Source organism: Priestia megaterium (assembly GCF_023824195.1).
GTDB classification, from domain to species: domain Bacteria; phylum Bacillota; class Bacilli; order Bacillales; family Bacillaceae_H; genus Priestia; species Priestia megaterium_D.
Map to the genome: position 1 here is coordinate 50,001 of NZ_CP085444.1, position 17,264 is coordinate 67,264.

Genomic DNA, 17,264 nt, shown 5'->3' on the forward strand with positions numbered 1-17,264 from the left:
GTTCGGTCCCTATCCGTCGTGGGCGTAGGAAATTTGAGAGGAGCTGTCCTTAGTACGAGAGGACCGGGATGGACACACCGCTGGTGTACCAGTTGTCTTGCCAAAGGCATCGCTGGGTAGCTATGTGTGGACGGGATAAGTGCTGAAAGCATCTAAGCATGAAGCCCCTCAAGATGAGATTTCCCATAGCGCAAGCTAGTAAGATCCCTGAAAGATGATCAGGTTGATAGGTCAGAGGTGGAAGCGTGGCGACATGTGTAGCTGACTGATACTAATCGATCGAGGACTTAACCAAAACTTTAAAAGCGTAAGCTTTACTCAGCGAACTGTTATCTAGTTTTGAGAGAGCAATCTTTGTCTGGTGGCGATAGCGAAGAGGTCACACCCGTTCCCATACCGAACACGGAAGTTAAGCTCTTTAGCGCCAATGGTAGTTGGGACTTTGTCCCTGTGAGAGTAGGACGTTGCCAGGCAATCAATAAGACCCCTTATGAGTCTCTTGTAAAAGAGCATAGGGGTTTTTTATTTGAAATATTCTATCATAAGTAATGAAAATAACGCTGTTTAACGCGCTTATATAGATTTTTTTGGAGGATTAGCTCAGCTGGGAGAGCACCTGCCTTACAAGCAGGGGGTCGGCGGTTCGATCCCGTCATCCTCCACCACCGTGCCGGTGTAGCTCAACTGGTAGAGCAACTGACTTGTAATCAGTAGGTTGGGGGTTCAAGTCCTCTTGCCGGCACCATTTTTTTCGAGCCATTAGCTCAGTTGGTAGAGCATCTGACTTTTAATCAGAGGGTCGAAGGTTCGAGTCCTTCATGGCTCACCATTTATATTCACACGCGGGTGTGGCGGAATTGGCAGACGCGCTAGACTTAGGATCTAGTGTCTTATGACGTGGGGGTTCAAGTCCCTTCACCCGCATCTTAACTTAGATAAATACGCGGAAGTAGTTCAGTGGTAGAACACCACCTTGCCAAGGTGGGGGTCGCGAGTTCGAACCTCGTCTTCCGCTCCACATACATAAGTCCTGCCGGGGTGGTGGAATTGGCAGACACACAGGACTTAAAATCCTGCGGTAGGTGACTACCGTGCCGGTTCAAGTCCGGCCCTCGGCACCATTTTAATAAGCGCCCGTAGCTCAATTGGATAGAGCGTTTGACTACGGATCAAAAGGTTAGGGGTTCGACTCCTCTCGGGCGCGCCATGAACGGGAAGTAGCTCAGCTTGGTAGAGCACTTGGTTTGGGACCAAGGGGTCGCAGGTTCGAATCCTGTCTTCCCGACCAGAAGTATCATGGGGCCTTAGCTCAGCTGGGAGAGCGCCTGCCTTGCACGCAGGAGGTCAGCGGTTCGATCCCGCTAGGCTCCACCAATTTAATTAAATAATTGTAACGAATGATATGGCGGTGTAGCTCAGCTGGCTAGAGCGTACGGTTCATACCCGTGAGGTCGTGGGTTCGACTCCCTCCGCCGCTACCATATAAGTTACATTTGTTATAAATACACGGAGGAATACCCAAGTTCGGCTGAAGGGATCGGTCTTGAAAACCGACAGGGGTGTCAAAGCCCGCGGGGGTTCGAATCCCTCTTCCTCCTCCATTTATATGATTATCGCGGGGTGGAGCAGTTCGGTAGCTCGTCGGGCTCATAACCCGAAGGTCGCAGGTTCAAATCCTGTCCCCGCAACCAAAGTGGTCCCGTGGTGTAGCGGTTAACATGCCTGCCTGTCACGCAGGAGATCGCGGGTTCGATTCCCGTCGGGACCGCCATTTACATAAAGGCTCGGTAGCTCAGTTGGTAGAGCAAAGGACTGAAAATCCTTGTGTCGGCGGTTCGATTCCGTCCCGAGCCACCACTTCCTACAGGGGCATAGTTTAAAGGTAGAACTACGGTCTCCAAAACCGTCAGTGTGGGTTCAATTCCTACTGCCCCTGCCAATTAAAGTAGATACGTATGGCGATTGTGGCGAAGTGGTTAACGCACCGGATTGTGGTTCCGGCATTCGTGGGTTCGATTCCCATCAGTCGCCCCATCTTAAGTAACGCGGGTGTAGTTTAGTGGTAAAACCTCAGCCTTCCAAGCTGATGTCGTGAGTTCGATTCTCATCACCCGCTCCAAATGAAGGGCCTATAGCTCAGCTGGTTAGAGCGCACGCCTGATAAGCGTGAGGTCGGTGGTTCGAGTCCACTTAGGCCCACCATATTCCACAGTAGCTCAGTGGTAGAGCTATCGGCTGTTAACCGATCGGTCGTAGGTTCGAGTCCTACCTGTGGAGCCATATGGAGAAGTACTCAAGTGGCTGAAGAGGCGCCCCTGCTAAGGGTGTAGGTCGTGTAAGCGGCGCGAGGGTTCAAATCCCTCCTTCTTCGCCAGTCGTTGTAAATTAAATATGGCCCGTTGGTCAAGCGGTTAAGACACCGCCCTTTCACGGCGGTAACACGGGTTCGAATCCCGTACGGGTCATCAAAAGAGCAGTTTGCATATGCAAACTGCTCTTTTATTTACTTATATTCATGTGTAATACTCCCTGGATGTTATTCTAAAGGAATCCCTCTTTTTATGTCGAAAATTAGTAAGTGTTAAGGAGGGTTTTAGATGCCTAAAGATTTAATGAAAGAACTATTAGACAAAGGCTTTAAAGTAGTGGACTTAACATGTGTGGGCACTATAAATATCATTTCAGCAAAGGAACTGTATTTAGACGAAATGAGTACTGACGCCATAGTTGATATGTTATCACTAGATGAAAACAGTATTAAGTTTTCTCTTGATGAAAAACTTCCTTATTTTGAGGCAAGTACCAAACCATTAGCCGGATATATCAATTCAGAAAGCGAACTGCCCATAGTGGAGGATGCAATTATTGACTATAAAGTGTATGTTAAAGAAGCAATTCTTCAGTCTAAGTAGTTAACAAAAAAGCAGTTTACATTTGTAAACTGCTTTTAATTAAATACGATATAAAATTCTAATGCAAAAACTACAAAATACTCGCGGCTAATTTCCTCAGCTTGAATATACTAATACTAGCAATCTAAAAATGAAACTAACATCCCATGCTATAATAGATAAAAACTAAATATTAGGGGCAATGAATGATGGAAGAATTAAAACAAGAAGACCAAGATTCAGGTAAACTGTATGAGACAGGGTTTAAGTGGATGCGTTTTGTAAGCTTTTTTATGATTGTAAACCTCATTTTCACCGTAGCTTTAGTAGCAGTTGCCTTAGTAGCCCCTCAAATTCAAGAAACTTTTCAATGGGTAGCATTTGGTGTATATGGGTTTACAGTACTTTATCTCATCTTTATGCGAGAAGTAGCCTTTAGAAAGACATATGGATCTTTGGTAGTTTGGATGCGAATTGTATGGGGGTTTAGCTTTATTGCTAACGCGTTTGGGGCAGTCACTATGTTCGTGGTTAATACTCACTGGACTCTATTTTAAAGGGATACCTGTTTATGTTGAAAGTAAAAATAAAGGAGGAATACATATGAATCCATACGAACAATTTCAATTAAATAAAGAGGTAGAAGAGATGGCTAAACAACGAATTGAAATCCATAAAAAGCGAATAAAGCTATCTGAAGAGTTGGAAAACAACTTGGGTAATAAAGAACTCCAATCTAGAATCATCGAATTAGAAGAAAGCCAAAAACTTAAGAAGAAAATTGAAGCTTTACAGGCTAACTTTTAAGCATTAGTATGCTCCCTTTACAGTAGACCAGTAAAAGAAAGAAACCTATTCCTACACAAAGGAATAGGTTCAATGAAGTAAGATGATATAGGTGTATATAACCATCTGAAATCAAATGCATTTCTATTATAATCTATATTGGAAAATAAAGCACTTACATTTTATGAAGAACATAAAAAAGTCCGTAACCACGAAGGGTAACGGACTCGTTGGAAGTTGATTTTAAGAACCAATATGCATCTATTAATTTACCATATTATTTATCTAAATGAAAGCGATTACAAAAAACGTATACTAGGCACGGACTTATCTGCATAATTGTTGATAGATGTAATGTTTTGTAGATAACTAAGTTGCTCCCACATATTGAATATTTATCCTATATCAAGTACAATAAGTTGAATATAAGTTCAACTTAAAAAATGAGGTGTTTATAAATGAAAATTTCACGTTTTAATAAAGATTGCGGTAACTCTGTTGATATGAACATTATGGATGGATATCTATTTGATTTTCCAACGAATGTAGTTGAACTTCAAAAAGAAGCTGCAGACTCCTTTTTTACAGATGCTGTTACAGCTCCAGAAGAATTCAAAAAGCGCATTTTACTTTCTACAACAATTGAGGGAGAAGAGAAGGAGCGTTATTTCTTAGTAGGTGAAATTGCAGCTAGTCAATTGCTGGCTAATAATCACATTAATAAATTACATAATAAAATTACAAGTCATATTCCATACATCACCTTTTTAGCTGCGATTGCGTATTACCATGCGTTACATGCGAAAAATAAAAAAGACAATACAATTGAAATTGACTATTTTTCTACCATGTTACCAATCTGGCTTCTTAAGAAAGAGAGCACATTTGGGGCGGCTCAAAAAGCCATGGCTAATCGCTTCTTAGGCGACCATACATTTACTGTGCATACGCCTGGTTTTGAAAATACTTTAAAGGTATTAGTAGAAGAAAGTGCGTGCTTAAAAGAGGGAGAAAGTGCACGTTTTGCGTTAAAAAAAGACTTAACACTTCAAGATCGTGAAGATGCAAATGAGTATGTAGAATGTGAAACGGTGATGGTGGATATAGGCGGTGGTTCCATTGATGTGGTTATTCTACCCGAAGGGTTGAAAGCTGCTAATAGTCGTGAATCGTTCCAAAGCATTGAGGGTATTCCTTATTTAGCTCATATTGATAAATTGCGTAAAGAGAAATTTCTAGAATTATTTACAGACTTACGTGCCTTTGATCAATTTATTCTCGATAACTACAGCAAGCAAAAGTTTGTATTAAAAAACGAGAATACAGGTGAATCTATTGATTTAACAAGTACAATCAAATCTTCACTACGAGAATATGTGGAAATCTTATTGGCTAAATTAAATGATGTCGCACCACCACCAGCGAATAAACTACGTAAGTATGTATACTGCGGTGGAGTAGCTCCTACTTTAGAAGTAGCTATCATGAATAGTATGCGTGAAAAAATTGGAGAAGAACGTACGGAGAAGTATCATAAGGTTCCCCAAGATAGCCGCCATTTAAATTTATTTGGCTTAGAGATTCGTAGTATTGGTTACATTCAAAAGAAGCAAGCAGCAGAGAAGAAAGCCGTTAAATCCTAACAACGTAGGTGATAGGGATGTCAGAGCGTCAAAATGCGTTTACCATTAAGACAAATCAATTGAGTGATGAAGTTTATAATAAACTAGCTAAATATGCTAAATCGCGTAAGTTAGGGGATTATATTTCCTCCTTAATTCTACGTGATCTAGATGATTCATCGACCGAAAGAAAAGCAATTAAAGACAAAAAAACCTACGAAATGCTTGAACATATAAAGAATGAATTAGCTGATTTAAAAACATTAGCAAAAACAACAGGTTTTGTAGGAAACGATTCCTTCAAAGAAGAAGAGCCTTCTTCAAAGGTTCCACAACTAAAAGAAGGAAAGATTGCAGATTTAGAAAATATATCTGGCTCATTAGACGATGACGACTTAGAAGAATATAACGATTTTTAAACAGTAAAACCACTAGAATCCATCCTAGTGGTTTTTTCGGTTTTACATATCACTACTTATAAGGTGGTGATTCATTCATTTTAGGTAGGTTGCTCAATTAAGATATAAACCATCCATATAAATATTTCTCTAGCTATGAAACATTTATGTAGCACCAGGCTTAAACCTGCTACTACTTTGGCGAGTTCCTTTATTTATTACAAATAATTATAGAATATTTATCAGTCGGAAAATAGATCACTTTACTTATCATAGGATGTAGTACTTTCTTGTGATGAAGAGAATAAATCCTTTAAGTCAATGTTTTCTATGTCAGTCACATAAGCTACAATCAAAAAAATAAAGATAATCCAGTATATGATTTTTTTCAATCCCCCCAACTCCTTCACTAAAAACAGTATTATGAGAAACGCTCAGAATTGCAATAAATGGACATTTAACTGCGAAATAAAGGATATTTTTTTCTGGTAGCCTCTCAGTAACAACATTTCAACACTTTTGCACCAGAATCCCCTTAACTGTGTATAGTTAATTTATGATTGAGATTTTCCAATATAGATAGTCCAAAAAGGTACCTCTATTTAGACGCTTAGAGGCAATAAAATTTTACGTGACAAACGAAGAGTACAGATACAGTGAGAAGGCTATTACCAGGAAGTAACGCCCTTATTCCTTTTCATTTTGTTGAACATGCTAGCAAAATAAGTGATATTTTCCAATTGAGTTTTATTAACTACAGTTAATAAATTAAAAGTTAAAAACTTTCTAAAAAAGCCACTCTTTTAGAGTGGCTTAACTGAATTTTTATAGAATGTGCAAAGGTACAGGTTTTTCAATACAACGGGCATAATTTAGTGTTATATCACGGATATGACATCTTGTGTTTTTGTTAGTTTTAAAAGATAGCGTACTGCATAAGCAAATCCATCTTCATCATTTGTTTTGGTTATGAAATCAGCTTTTTGTTGAATGTCTAGAGGAGCATTTCCCATAGCAACTGAAGTAGTTGCTACTTCGAATTGGGCAAGATCATTGCCTCCATCTCCGAAAGCAAAAATCTCTTCAAAATTCAGATTCATCATCTGTTGGTAACACAATATAGCCTTTCCTTTATGAGCTTCGCTTGAAGTGATTTCTACATTATTAGGAAAAGAAGAAGCCATCGAAATATCAAATTGATTAGCTAATGCCCTTTTTACTTCTTCAATTTTTTCTAATTGCTCGTACTGTACCAAAGCAATTAGTTTATAGATTTTAAGGTTGTCTTTGTTTAGAAGTTCATCGTAATTATATTCTTGAAAAAGAGTAGCGAGCTCTTCCTTACTTTTATTATGTAATGGAGGCAAAGTTGAAGGAAAGCCACCATAATTAGTGTATACAAGAATCCCTACACCAATTTCATTTAGAATGGAAAATATTTTTTTATATGTAGAAACAGATATAGTTGCCTCATACAGCAATTCTCTTGTTTTCGAGTATAAAACAGAACCATTGATACAAAAAATAGGAACTTCCATATTTTGTACCGCCTTCAGTTTAATTACGTCTGCATAGGCTCGGCCTGTATTCAAAATAATGCTATGTCCTTGCTCGTGCAATTCTTTTAAGGTTTTCACATTTTCCTCAGATATTTCATGTTGAGAGTTTAATAACGTACCATCTAAATCAATTGAAATACATTTCATCGTTTGATCTTAATTCCTTCCTCTCTTTAGTCCTTTGTACGAACTAAAGTTACCTTATTTTTATTATTATCTAGGATAGCTCTATTAAATCATACCTTCTCTAATTATGAAAATTCGGCGTAAAACGTTTAATCCCTGCTTCGGGATCTGATACAAATGAATGAGGATATGTACATTGGTATCTTCGTTATCTTAATAGGTCTTTTCTTATTTTTATTACCGTAGAGAAGTTATAAAAAACAACAGAAACAAGCTATCTAGAATTAGATAGCTTGTTTTACTTATCTTGTAGTCAAGATATTTTGTTAGTTAATATAAGGCTTCTATTACTGTATAGAGTATTTCTATAATCTATCTCATAAAACAAAACCTAAAATTAAGAAAAAGAATCCATTTACAGAAAGCGTTTTACTTTATGATCGTGGTAATTTTAGATAGAATAAAAGAAGCTCGTCAGCTATCTTGAAGCTTGGGGAAGTATAGATTTCATACATATAACTCTATTGTAAAGAAAAAATACATTTTGATTTTCAAACTATTGGAGGAAAGAAATCATGAAATTTTTTATTGATACTGCAAACCTTGAAGACATTAAGAAAGCATACAAAGTGGGAGTTTTATCTGGCGTTACAACCAATCCATCTCTAGTAGCAAAAGAAGGCGTAAGATTTGAAGATCGTATTGAAGAAATTCTTCAAATGGTGCCAGAAGTTGAATCTGTTTCAGCAGAGGTAACACCTGATGCAATTACAGCTGAAGATATGATTGCTCAAGCTGAAGAATTAATTAAAATTAATGATGGAGATAAAAATATTACGATTAAACTTCCTATGACATTAGCTGGGTTAGAAGCTACTCGTTATCTTTCTAAAAAAGGTGTAAAAACAAATGTAACACTTATTTTCACAGTGAATCAAGCTCTCTTAGCTGCTCGTGCTGGTGCAACCTACGTTTCTCCTTTTTTAGGACGGTTAGATGATATCTCTGAGGATGGAGTACACTTAGTATCCAGAATTGCAGAACTATTCCGTGTTCAAAATATCGATTCTCAAATCATTGCTGCATCTGTAAGACATCCAGATCATGTAACTCGTGTAGCAATGGCAGGTGCTCATATTGCAACAATTCCTTACTCCGTTATCGAGCAATTAGTAAAACATCCTTTAACTGAACAAGGAATTGAAAAATTTGCGAATGATTGGAAAAAAGCTGTTAAAAACTAAAACAAATAGAAGAAACTCGTCAAAAAAAGCCTTTGCTCAACAAGAGCAAAGGCTTCTTTTCATAAATTTCTCCTATATTCAAATCAGATTAACTTCCCTTTGTATAAGAAATAAAGAGAAGAATAATACTACCTGGTAAATAAAAGAATTTCCCATGGAGTAAATAACGATATTTTAAGGGTGTTTGTGTCTAGACCCTCCTTAATATAAAGATAAATAGGGTGATTAGTATGTGGAAATCAATGGTTTCCTATCTTCCAGAGTGGCAAGTTTTTATGCAAGCGTTAATGGCATTTTTCATCCCATATATAATCTCCAGATTGTTTAATTGGATTCGTACTTCAGAGGAAGAGTGATGAAAATGAAAAATTGGAAATCGAAAAGTAGAAAAATAGGAAACCATGTTAATGAAAATGAAAACAAACAGGAATCTGTATCTAAAAATTCAGCTAATCCATTTACACGTGATTTCAATTCAAATATAAAGGAAGTTAGAAAAGAAATTGGTCATAACTCTGACGTTCATTTTAGGGAGTTTATTATAGGACGTACCGGCATTCAAGCATGTATTGTCTTCGTTGAAGGACTATCAGATAAAGATCTTATTGATAAACATATTTTGTCATCATTGATGGCTGATTTTTCAGCAGAATACCAATTGAAACAGCCTTACGGAAAGGGAAGCTTTTCAAATGAATTGATAAAAAATCAAGTATTATCGATCAGTGATGTAGAAGAGGTTCAATCTGTTAAAGATTTAGCATCAAAATTCTTAACAGGATCTACGGCACTTTTAATTGACGGGTTATCACATACATTTATTCTTGGTACAAGTAAAGTAAAAACAAGGACGATTGAAGAGCCCGTATCAGAAGCATTAGTGAGAGGTCCACGGGTAGGCTTCACCGAATCTTTAAGTGATAATACATCTCTTTTAAGAGGGAACGGAGAGATTGAGAATTTGTCGCTCGTAAAGTTCCAAGTAGGAAAGCGTTCGAAAAAAGACCTGGTTGTTTCTTACATAAACGGGATCGTTGATTCAGAATTAGTCCAAGAGGTAGAAAAGCGAATTAAGAAAATTGATGTTGATAATGTGCCCGAGTCAGGTTATGTCGAACAACTCATTGAAGATAATTATCTTAGCCCCTTTCCTCAGGTACAGAATACGGAACGTCCTGACCGAGTAGTCGCTGCCTTGATGGAAGGTCGGGTGGCCATTTTATTAGACGGGACGCCTTTTGCTTTGATTGCCCCTGTTACGTTTAGCATGATGTTACAGTCCCCGGAAGATTATTATGAAAGGTGGATTCCCGGTACATTTCTTCGTGTTCTTCGTTATATCGCAGTGGTTCTTTCGCTTTTTACACCGGCTTTGTATATTGCGTTTATCTCATTTCATCCAGGATTGATTCCGACTAAGTTAGCCATTTCCATTATAGGATCAAGGTCTGGCGTGCCGTATCCAGCCCTTATCGAAGCGTTATTTATGGAACTATCCATCGAAATTTTGAGGGAAGCCGGCCTCCGGTTACCAAAACCAATTGGTCCAGCAATGGGAATTGTCGGTGGATTAATTATTGGGGAAGCTGCTGTGCAGGCAGGGATTGTTAGCCCTATTTTGGTGATTGTAGTGGCGTTAACGGCGATCTCATCATTTTCTATTCCGCAATATAGTCTAGGCATTACATTGCGGATTCTTCGCTTTGTAGCCATGCTTTGTGCTGCCATACTTGGATTATATGGCGTCATCTTATTTTTCCTTTTCATGATGAGCCATTTAGTGAAACTAAAAAGCTTTGGCGTGCCTTATATGAGTCCAGCTGTTCCTTATCGTTTAAGTGAATGGAAAGACTTGATGGTCCGTATGCCTCTTATGATGATGAAACGACGTCCAAAGATGATGCATACCAAAGATCCTCTACGAAAAGGGTAGCTTATGATGAAAGGAAGTGAACTGTGGGTAATGATCAATTCAAACGATCGTATTACGACACCTCAAGCAACCGTGGTTGTTATCAATTTTATACTTGGAACAGGAATTCTTACCTTGCCCCGGACAGTTACGGAACAAGTAAAAACACCAGATGTTTGGTTAAGTGTTATTTTAGGCGGAATAATCACCATGATAGCAGGAGTAATTATGGTGAAATTAAGTAAAAAATTTCCTGAAAAAACGTTTTATCAATACAGTCAAGAAATTGTAGGGAAATGGATGGGCAAGTTATTTAGTTTCTTCATAATAGGTTATTTTTTAGTACTTGGTGGGTTTCATGCCCGTTCATTGGCAGAAGTAACAGGATATCTATTGCTGGAAGGAACCCCTAAATGGGCTATTATTATGCCCTTTATGTGGGCAAGTCTCTACCTAATCAGAGGGGGGATAAATCCAATTGCTCGTCTATTTGAGATTATATTACCTATTACGGTTATTCTTTTTTTACTTGTTGCCTTTATGAGTATCAAAATATTTGAAGTAGACAATCTGCACCCAGTACTAGGTTCAGGTATCACACCGGTGCTCAAAGGCATAAAAACAACTGCTCTTGCATTCACAGGTCCTGAAATCATGTTAATCATTTTAGCTTTTATGAAAGAACCACACAAAGCAGGAAAAGCTGTACTAGTTGGAATTACTATTCCTTTATTCATTTATGTGATTACTGTTGTAATGGTGATCGGAGCGTTATCGGTTGATGGAGTAGTTACAAGAACATGGCCCACACTTGATTTGATACGAAGTTTTGAGCTGACCGGTTTGATTTTTGAACGATTTGATTCTCTGTTGCTGGTGGTATGGATTATGCAAATGTTTACTTCTTTTACTGTTAATCATTACGCTGCTTCATTAGGACTATCTCAACTTTTCCAAAAGAACATTCATCCATTTATGTATGGCGTGCTTCCCGTTATTTATCTTATTTCCATGATCCCCAAAAACATCAATGATGTATTTAAAGTAGGGGATATGGTTGGCAACGCTGCCTTAGTTTTATTTGGCTTTTTACCGCTGCTTCTTCTCATCATTTCAAAAGTAAAGGGGAGAAAGTATGAAACAAACCTCTAATCACGTACAGTTCTTATTGGTTTTACTTTCTGTTTTTTTGCTCGTTCCTCTGGCGGGCTGCTGGAGTAGTCATGAAATTGAAGAAAGAAGTTTAGGGGTAGGTGTGGCGCTTGATAAGGGGAAGGAGTCCATGATTGAAAAAGAATTTGATGAACAAGGAGGGGGATATGCGAGAAAGAACCTGATTACGTCAACCTATCAACTTATCACCCCACAAGTGGCAAGTTCAACCACTAAACAAGGAGGTCCTCAACAGAAATCTTATGTGAATGTGTCTGAAACAGGAGATTCTGCTTTTCAAATGCTTCGTGAATTATCTTTAAGAAGTGATACTCCTTTAACTAGTCCCCATATGAAAGTGATGGTTATCGGTGAGGCCCTTGCACGATCGTATAGTTTGGAACAATTAGTCGATCAAAGTCTTCGTGACAATGATTTTAGACCAAGTTGTCTGATGTTTATTAGTAAAGGGAGAGCAAGCGACACACTCGAATCAAAAACAGCAGGAGAGATCCCAGCATTTCATTTGTCTGCAATGGTGGAAAATGCCTATCGAACAACGAGAATTTTACCTCCTATGCCGCTTATTAAACTAGAGAGCAAGATCCAATCACGGTCTAGTTTTCTGTTGCAAAATGTAGTATCAGCAAATGGAGAAATCAAATTTGCGGGTGCAGGTATAATTAAAGGAAAAACAAACAAAATGATTGGTTTTTTGAATGAGGAAGAACTGGATGGTCTGACTTGGATCACAGGTAAAGGAAAAGGTGGCCTAGTAAAAAGCTTTGATAAAAAGACCGGTCAGCTGATCGTATATGAAATAGAGTCTATGAAAAGTCACATTCAACCCCATGTGAAAGGAAATAATATCTCTTTTGATGTACACATTGAATCAGTGGGAAGGCTATCTGAAAGTTGGATGACCTCAGGGAGCACTTTTAACAATCAATTTTTGCAGAACGCACAAAAAACTTCAGAAAAAAAAGTAAAGCACCTGGTAAGAAACGTACTAGAAAAAATGCAAAAAGAATATCAAGTCGATGTTGCGGGTTTCGGAAATCGATTGAGAATTAAGCATCCTAGAGTATGGATGAGGGTTAAAGAGAATTGGGATCAAACATTTAGTGGAATTCCGATTAACTATGATGTGAAATTAATGATTAAAGATTATGGAGCGTCAGGATCAACGAAGTAAGCTTTCAAGTTTAACTTTGCTTATTTTGATGTCAAAAATGAAAGAAAGCTCCAAGGAATAACCTTGAGGCTTTCTGAAAAGTATTCATCCTATACTTATTTAAGAGCTTCTTTTAATTCTTTTCCGGGTTTAAACGCAGGAACTTTTGAAGCTGGAATCGTCATTTCTTCACCAGTTTGGGGATTACGTCCGGTACGAGCTGCACGTTCACGTACTTCAAATGTGCCGAATCCAATCAATTGAATTTTTTCTTCATTAGCAAGTGTATTAGAAATCGTTTCAAACAATGCATCTACAGCTTTTTTCATATGTAAATACCTCATTTCTTACTGCATATATAGTATGTATATGTAGAACATATCACAGTCTTTATAAAATGTTCAAACATAAGCACTCATTTGAGGATTTAAAAGTTATCTAATAAAACTAGATGCTGAGATTTGCTCTAAGACAAAATGAACCCCATTCAAGACAGAAGAAACTCGTCAAAAAGGGAGCTTTGCTCAATAAGAACAAAGCTTCCTTTTGATGATTTTCTCCTATTTTCAAATGGATGTAACCTTTGCATCAGAATATTTATTATTTATTCAGTCTAGATGACCTGTAATTAAGAAGGATTTTTACTTGTACTATGCTAAAACCTATTAATCCTCCAATAATAGCTGGAACAATCCACCCTAATCCTAATTTGTACATAGGGAGAACTCTAATAAAGAAACTATTAATGGATGAAATGTGAATACCACCCGTATTTAACCCATCGAATAGACTAATAATAAATGTCAAAAGTAAGCTCCCTTGATAAACTTCAGTTTTTCCTTTAAATAAAGAATGAAAAAAAGTTAAGAAAATCAATACAATAGCTAATGGATAAATAGTTGTTAATAGAGGTACAGAAATAGCAATTAACTGCGTTAACCCGATGTTAGCAACGATTGCACTAAAACCAGACAGACTAATAGCAAGTATTTTATAAGATACCTTTGGAAATAGTTTATGAAAGAATGAAGAACAAGAAGCAACAAGTCCTACACTAGTTGTTAAACAAGCTACCGTAATCATTAATCCTAATAATATTCCACCGTAAGCTCCAAAATAATAATTCGAGACTTTTACCAAAACAGTACCTCCGTTATCTAAGTGTCCAAGTTTTTCTACACTTGAAGCACCCATGTAAGAAAGAGCTGTATAAATGGTTATTAGGATAATGGCAGCAATTCCTGTTGCTTTTGCACAAATAGTCATAATTTGTTTTTTTGTTTTTGCGCCTTTTTCTTTAATAGCATTAATAATAATAATTCCAAAAACAAAAGCTGCAAGAGCATCCATTGTTAAATAACCTTCCTGAAATCCCTTGAAAAATGAATGAATTTTATAATTTTTCGTAGGTGCTTGGAAACCCCCAATCGGATGAATAAAAGCCATCGCTACAAGTACTCCAATAAATGTTAACTTAATGGGTGTTAGGAATTTTCCGATAATATTGACAGTTTTAACAGGATTAAGTGATAAAAAGCATGTGATGCTAAAAAAGATGATGGTGAAAATAAATAAAGGTATGTGGTCTAGATCTTCCGACAAAAAAGGTTTGACGCCTATCTCAAAAGAAACGGTTCCTGCTCTTGGTATGGAAAATAAAGGACCAATCGCTAAATAAAGTACGGTTGTAAACACAAGAGCAAACACAGGGTGTACGCGACTCGCTAGTGACTGTACATCATCTTTTCCTGAAAAACCAAATGCTAACACACCAAGTAACGGTAACCCAACTCCGGTTACTAAAAATCCGGCATTAGCTGACCAAATATTTATTCCTGCTGACTGACCAAGCATTGGTGGGAAAATTAAATTTCCTGCCCCGAAGAATAGAGCAAATAACATTAAACCAATAACTACTGTGAATGAAAATGGCACTTTATCCGACATATAAAACCTCCATAAAATAACAACTTTCACTATTTTTATATAAATGAAACAAGAGACCGCAAGAATGTACAGTGTTTTTTAGAAAACTTTTCGGTCTTTTCATGTTTTGATTTCTCGTGGCATTACGATAGATAGGAATTCGACTTTTCCTATAGCCCTCGAACATATGGGAAAAGAGAAAAAGATGCCTTAGGCATCTAATAAGACAAGTAAAATATCTCAATAACATCGTCAAAAGAAGCTTTTGCTATTGTAAGCAAATTCCCTTTTGGAAGAGTTTCTTCTATTCTAAATTATGTCCATGAGATGGGATGGACTTAAATCTTAAAATCTTTACATTTTGAATGAACACTCTTTCTTTTGTAGATATATCCAATTTAGCTAACCTTACAATTTCATCTGGATCATTAATGGATTGCATGACTATAGAATTATTAATTATTTTATTATTTTTTAATATAGAATAGTCTACCGTAAAGATTTTTAACTTTCCTACCTTATTTTTCAACATAACAACTATCTCCACATACTTATAAAATACTTGCACTAGAAACCAATTTTTATACAGCTTTTTCTTTATCTAATTGAGACTCTATTGTTCTCTCCCTTAATCTCATTTCTTCATTTACTTTGGTGGCTTCCTTGAGGTATTCTGTTTTAAATCCACTCTTTACAGCCCAAACATAAAAAACAAGAGACAAACATGTAATGATAAGCATGTCCCAACCGTATGGAATAACATTTATTCCACCAAACTTTTCACTTCCTAAATATGAAATAACCATCATACATAATAAGTAAGTAACCATCCAAAGTCCTGCTAGGAAGTTCTTTTGAAACCCTTTCCATTTCAACTTTGCTTGATAATAAAAGTAAATAGGAAGACCCATCATAATAATGAATAACACCTGTCCTGTAAGTGGCCATCTCGCCCAGTACAGGGTTAATGACGCAAATACAAAACCCAGTGGTGCAATAATACTTAATCCTTTTAGACGTAATGGTCTGTAGAACTCTTTCCCCGTTCTTCTTAACGTCATAGCTGTAACAGGCCCGGTAATATAAGAGATTAATGTCGCAACTGAAATAATTTCAGCTAATACACCCCAACCTCTAAATAGAAATAAGAAAATGAATGATACAGCTAAATTGAAAAACATTGCTTGACGTGGCACACCATAAATAGGATGCAATTTCCCTAAAACACCAGGTAAATATTTATTCTTTTCCATACCGTATATCATACGAGATGTGGTAGCCGTATAGGTGATTCCCGTTCCAGAAGGAGAAACAAATGCATCAGCGTACAATACAATAACAAGCCAGTTAATACTTAAAGCAATAGCCAAATCAGCAAATGGAGAGTTGAAATTAAGGTGACTCCATCCATGAACAACCATAGAGGGATCAACTGCCCCAATAAACGCAACCTGTAACAAGATATAAATAACAGTAGCAATTAGAATCGATCCTACTACAGCTAATGGAATAGAACGCCCAGGATTCTTTGCTTCTCCAGCCATATTAATAGGGCTTTGAAACCCATTAAATGCAAATACAATACCGGACGTTGCTACCGCCGTCAGTACGCTTGCCCAACCATTTGGCGCGATGCCTTCTCCAGACGTGAAATTTTCACTATGAAAACCGGCAAATAAAAGTGATCCAATTGTTAAGCCAGGAATCACTATCTTAAAGATAGTAATTAGTGAATTTGCTTTGGAAAAGAGATTTACTGTCCAAAAATTTAGTAAGAAATAAATAAGTAATAAAACAGAAGCAATGCCTAATCCAGGTAAAGTAAGAGTGCCATTTTTCACTAAACTACTTGTCCACTTTGCCCATTCCCAGGGCCAAGAACTCATGTATTGCACAGAGGCAACAGCTTCAACTGGGATAACAGATACAATAGCAATCCAGTTTGCCCAAGCAGCAATAAATCCAAGAAACGATCCATGAGAATATTGTGTATATTTAACCATACCTCCTGCTTCCGGAAACATAGATCCAAGCTCACTGTAAGAAAGTCCAATAAATAAAATAACAATCATACCGATAATCCAGGAAATAATAGCAGCAGGTCCAGCAATTTGAGCTGCTCTCCATGCCCCGAATAACCAACCTGAACCAATGATTGAACCTAGTCCAACCATTGTTAAAGAAAAAGTTCCCATCCTACGATGTAAATGATTCATTTTTTTAACCTCTCTCATATAAGTTGTAGTAATTATAGAAAGACTATTACATCCTCCAAAGTCCCTTTCTTTGTAAGGGAAGGATTATAGTAGATATCGTAGTCTGCTTAGCTTCAAAAGGAGTTGATACATCAGCGTAACTTGAAGAGATAGTGATACTCCTTTAAGTCATTAATAAGGATACAATGAGAGCAACTTTTTTTCTGTAGTTAGTTTATAAATATCTTCACTCCATTGAAGTGGAATTAAGAAAAGATA

The 17,264-nt window shown here is 37.2% G+C and carries 13 protein-coding genes, 21 tRNA genes, 2 rRNA genes and 1 pseudogene (1 of these 37 only partly in view); 32 read left to right on the top strand and 5 right to left on the bottom strand.

Translation table 11 applies throughout. The features are described 5' to 3' along the window. The 28 genes from LIS78_RS27955 to LIS78_RS28090 form a co-directional block, all read left to right on the top strand. A 23S ribosomal RNA gene (locus tag LIS78_RS27955) occupies positions 1 to 295 on the top strand; it begins 2,629 nt to the left of the window's first position. 62 nt (positions 296 to 357) lie between these two features. Next, a 5S ribosomal RNA gene (rrf, locus tag LIS78_RS27960) occupies positions 358 to 473 on the top strand. 116 nt (positions 474 to 589) lie between these two features. Next, positions 590 to 665, top strand: a tRNA-Val gene (locus LIS78_RS27965). A 4-nt stretch (positions 666 to 669) separates the two neighbouring features. After that, positions 670 to 745 (top strand) — tRNA-Thr (locus tag LIS78_RS27970). A gap of 8 nt (positions 746 to 753) precedes the next feature. Beyond that, a tRNA-Lys gene (locus LIS78_RS27975) sits at positions 754 to 829 on the top strand. A gap of 13 nt (positions 830 to 842) precedes the next feature. Then, a tRNA-Leu gene (locus LIS78_RS27980) sits at positions 843 to 924 on the top strand. Between the two features lie 19 nt (positions 925 to 943). Next, positions 944 to 1,018 (top strand) — tRNA-Gly (locus tag LIS78_RS27985). Between the two features lie 14 nt (positions 1,019 to 1,032). Then, a tRNA-Leu gene (locus LIS78_RS27990) sits at positions 1,033 to 1,121 on the top strand. A 9-nt stretch (positions 1,122 to 1,130) separates the two neighbouring features. Continuing rightward, positions 1,131 to 1,207, top strand: a tRNA-Arg gene (locus LIS78_RS27995). Between the two features lie 4 nt (positions 1,208 to 1,211). Then, positions 1,212 to 1,288 (top strand) — tRNA-Pro (locus LIS78_RS28000). 10 nt (positions 1,289 to 1,298) lie between these two features. Continuing rightward, positions 1,299 to 1,374, top strand: a tRNA-Ala gene (locus LIS78_RS28005). Positions 1,375 to 1,404: 30 nt separating this feature from the next. After that, positions 1,405 to 1,481 (top strand) — tRNA-Met (locus tag LIS78_RS28010). 27 nt (positions 1,482 to 1,508) lie between these two features. Next, positions 1,509 to 1,601, top strand: a tRNA-Ser gene (locus LIS78_RS28015). 13 nt (positions 1,602 to 1,614) lie between these two features. Then, positions 1,615 to 1,691 (top strand) — tRNA-Met (locus LIS78_RS28020). Positions 1,692 to 1,695: 4 nt separating this feature from the next. After that, positions 1,696 to 1,771, top strand: a tRNA-Asp gene (locus tag LIS78_RS28025). A 10-nt stretch (positions 1,772 to 1,781) separates the two neighbouring features. Further along, positions 1,782 to 1,857 (top strand) — tRNA-Phe (locus LIS78_RS28030). Between the two features lie 8 nt (positions 1,858 to 1,865). Next, positions 1,866 to 1,939, top strand: a tRNA-Trp gene (locus LIS78_RS28035). Positions 1,940 to 1,958: 19 nt separating this feature from the next. After that, positions 1,959 to 2,034, top strand: a tRNA-His gene (locus tag LIS78_RS28040). Between the two features lie 11 nt (positions 2,035 to 2,045). Beyond that, a tRNA-Gly gene (locus LIS78_RS28045) sits at positions 2,046 to 2,119 on the top strand. A 6-nt stretch (positions 2,120 to 2,125) separates the two neighbouring features. Next, a tRNA-Ile gene (locus LIS78_RS28050) sits at positions 2,126 to 2,202 on the top strand. A 3-nt stretch (positions 2,203 to 2,205) separates the two neighbouring features. Further along, a tRNA-Asn gene (locus tag LIS78_RS28055) sits at positions 2,206 to 2,280 on the top strand. A 3-nt stretch (positions 2,281 to 2,283) separates the two neighbouring features. Continuing rightward, a tRNA-Ser gene (locus LIS78_RS28060) sits at positions 2,284 to 2,374 on the top strand. A 19-nt stretch (positions 2,375 to 2,393) separates the two neighbouring features. Next, positions 2,394 to 2,465, top strand: a tRNA-Glu gene (locus LIS78_RS28065). 132 nt (positions 2,466 to 2,597) lie between these two features. Continuing rightward, complete coding sequence (locus tag LIS78_RS28070; RefSeq protein WP_209152333.1) at positions 2,598 to 2,912, top strand: hypothetical protein; 315 nt, start codon at positions 2,598 to 2,600, stop codon at positions 2,910 to 2,912. Positions 2,913 to 3,100: 188 nt separating this feature from the next. Further along, complete coding sequence (locus LIS78_RS28075; protein ID WP_209152332.1) at positions 3,101 to 3,448, top strand: hypothetical protein; 348 nt, start codon at positions 3,101 to 3,103, stop codon at positions 3,446 to 3,448. A 46-nt stretch (positions 3,449 to 3,494) separates the two neighbouring features. Continuing rightward, positions 3,495 to 3,698, top strand: coding sequence for a hypothetical protein (locus LIS78_RS28080; RefSeq protein WP_209152331.1), 204 nt, complete (start codon positions 3,495 to 3,497; stop codon positions 3,696 to 3,698). 437 nt (positions 3,699 to 4,135) lie between these two features. Beyond that, the gene (locus LIS78_RS28085; protein ID WP_209152330.1) at positions 4,136 to 5,320 is read left to right on the top strand and encodes an Alp7A family actin-like protein; all 1,185 of its coding nucleotides are present in this window, start codon (positions 4,136 to 4,138) and stop codon (positions 5,318 to 5,320) included. 17 nt (positions 5,321 to 5,337) lie between these two features. Further along, entirely contained in the window at positions 5,338 to 5,718 is a 381-nt protein-coding gene (locus tag LIS78_RS28090) for a hypothetical protein (protein WP_209152329.1), read from the top strand. An 857-nt stretch (positions 5,719 to 6,575) separates the two neighbouring features. Here LIS78_RS28090 and LIS78_RS28095 read toward each other — a convergent pair. Continuing rightward, complete coding sequence (locus LIS78_RS28095; protein WP_209152328.1) at positions 6,576 to 7,403, bottom strand: HAD family hydrolase; 828 nt, start codon at positions 7,401 to 7,403, stop codon at positions 6,576 to 6,578. Positions 7,404 to 7,957: 554 nt separating this feature from the next. On the opposite strand from LIS78_RS28095, the gene fsa reads away from it, so the two are divergent. The 4 genes from fsa (at position 7,958) to LIS78_RS28115 (ending at position 12,885) form a co-directional block, all read left to right on the top strand. After that, complete coding sequence (fsa, locus tag LIS78_RS28100; RefSeq protein WP_252285492.1) at positions 7,958 to 8,626, top strand: fructose-6-phosphate aldolase; 669 nt, start codon at positions 7,958 to 7,960, stop codon at positions 8,624 to 8,626. Positions 8,627 to 8,981: 355 nt separating this feature from the next. Continuing rightward, entirely contained in the window at positions 8,982 to 10,559 is a 1,578-nt protein-coding gene (locus LIS78_RS28105; protein ID WP_434092391.1) for a spore germination protein, read from the top strand. A 3-nt stretch (positions 10,560 to 10,562) separates the two neighbouring features. Then, the gene (locus LIS78_RS28110) at positions 10,563 to 11,690 is read left to right on the top strand and encodes a spore germination protein (protein WP_252285494.1); all 1,128 of its coding nucleotides are present in this window, start codon (positions 10,563 to 10,565) and stop codon (positions 11,688 to 11,690) included. Further along, positions 11,674 to 12,885 (top strand): Ger(x)C family spore germination protein, encoded by a 1,212-nt coding sequence (locus LIS78_RS28115; RefSeq protein ID WP_252285495.1) that lies wholly within the window; start codon positions 11,674 to 11,676, stop codon positions 12,883 to 12,885. The genes LIS78_RS28110 and LIS78_RS28115 overlap by 17 nt, the downstream gene beginning before the upstream one ends. Before the next feature lie 95 nt (positions 12,886 to 12,980). On the opposite strand, the pseudogene LIS78_RS28120 reads toward LIS78_RS28115, so the two are convergent. From LIS78_RS28120 to aimA, 4 genes and pseudogenes are all read right to left on the bottom strand, one after another. Continuing rightward, a pseudogene (locus LIS78_RS28120) lies at positions 12,981 to 13,166 on the bottom strand (HU family DNA-binding protein); the annotation flags it as partial. 298 nt (positions 13,167 to 13,464) lie between these two features. Then, positions 13,465 to 14,811 carry a branched-chain amino acid transport system II carrier protein gene (gene brnQ, locus LIS78_RS28125; RefSeq protein WP_252285445.1) on the bottom strand — a complete coding sequence of 449 codons (1,347 nt, stop codon included), beginning with the start codon at positions 14,809 to 14,811 and terminating at the stop codon, positions 13,465 to 13,467. A 283-nt stretch (positions 14,812 to 15,094) separates the two neighbouring features. Next, positions 15,095 to 15,322: a hypothetical protein gene (locus tag LIS78_RS28130; protein WP_074683997.1), complete on the bottom strand. Its 228-nt coding sequence runs from the start codon at positions 15,320 to 15,322 to the stop codon at positions 15,095 to 15,097. 49 nt (positions 15,323 to 15,371) lie between these two features. Continuing rightward, positions 15,372 to 17,006, bottom strand: a complete 1,635-nt coding sequence (gene aimA, locus LIS78_RS28135) for a glutamate/serine transporter AimA (RefSeq protein ID WP_252285446.1) — start codon at positions 17,004 to 17,006, stop codon at positions 15,372 to 15,374. Positions 17,007 to 17,264 lie beyond the last annotated feature (258 nt).

What these genes read in the sequence shown, in the direction of transcription:
- LIS78_RS28085 (WP_209152330.1), top strand. Translation starts at nt 4,136, where the DNA reads ATGAAAATTTCACGTTTTAATAAAGATTGCGGTAACTCTGTTGATATG.
- brnQ (WP_252285445.1), bottom strand. Translation starts at nt 14,811, where the DNA reads ATGTCGGATAAAGTGCCATTTTCATTCACAGTAGTTATTGGTTTAATG.
- LIS78_RS28080 (WP_209152331.1), top strand. Translation starts at nt 3,495, where the DNA reads ATGAATCCATACGAACAATTTCAATTAAATAAAGAGGTAGAAGAGATG.
- LIS78_RS28105 (WP_434092391.1), top strand. Translation starts at nt 8,982, where the DNA reads ATGAAAATGAAAAATTGGAAATCGAAAAGTAGAAAAATAGGAAACCAT.
- LIS78_RS28110 (WP_252285494.1), top strand. Translation starts at nt 10,563, where the DNA reads ATGATGAAAGGAAGTGAACTGTGGGTAATGATCAATTCAAACGATCGT.
- aimA (WP_252285446.1), bottom strand. Translation starts at nt 17,006, where the DNA reads ATGAATCATTTACATCGTAGGATGGGAACTTTTTCTTTAACAATGGTT.
- LIS78_RS28095 (WP_209152328.1), bottom strand. Translation starts at nt 7,403, where the DNA reads ATGAAATGTATTTCAATTGATTTAGATGGTACGTTATTAAACTCTCAA.
- LIS78_RS28090 (WP_209152329.1), top strand. Translation starts at nt 5,338, where the DNA reads ATGTCAGAGCGTCAAAATGCGTTTACCATTAAGACAAATCAATTGAGT.
- LIS78_RS28115 (WP_252285495.1), top strand. Translation starts at nt 11,674, where the DNA reads ATGAAACAAACCTCTAATCACGTACAGTTCTTATTGGTTTTACTTTCT.
- LIS78_RS28070 (WP_209152333.1), top strand. Translation starts at nt 2,598, where the DNA reads ATGCCTAAAGATTTAATGAAAGAACTATTAGACAAAGGCTTTAAAGTA.
- LIS78_RS28075 (WP_209152332.1), top strand. Translation starts at nt 3,101, where the DNA reads ATGGAAGAATTAAAACAAGAAGACCAAGATTCAGGTAAACTGTATGAG.
- fsa (WP_252285492.1), top strand. Translation starts at nt 7,958, where the DNA reads ATGAAATTTTTTATTGATACTGCAAACCTTGAAGACATTAAGAAAGCA.
- LIS78_RS28130 (WP_074683997.1), bottom strand. Translation starts at nt 15,322, where the DNA reads ATGTTGAAAAATAAGGTAGGAAAGTTAAAAATCTTTACGGTAGACTAT.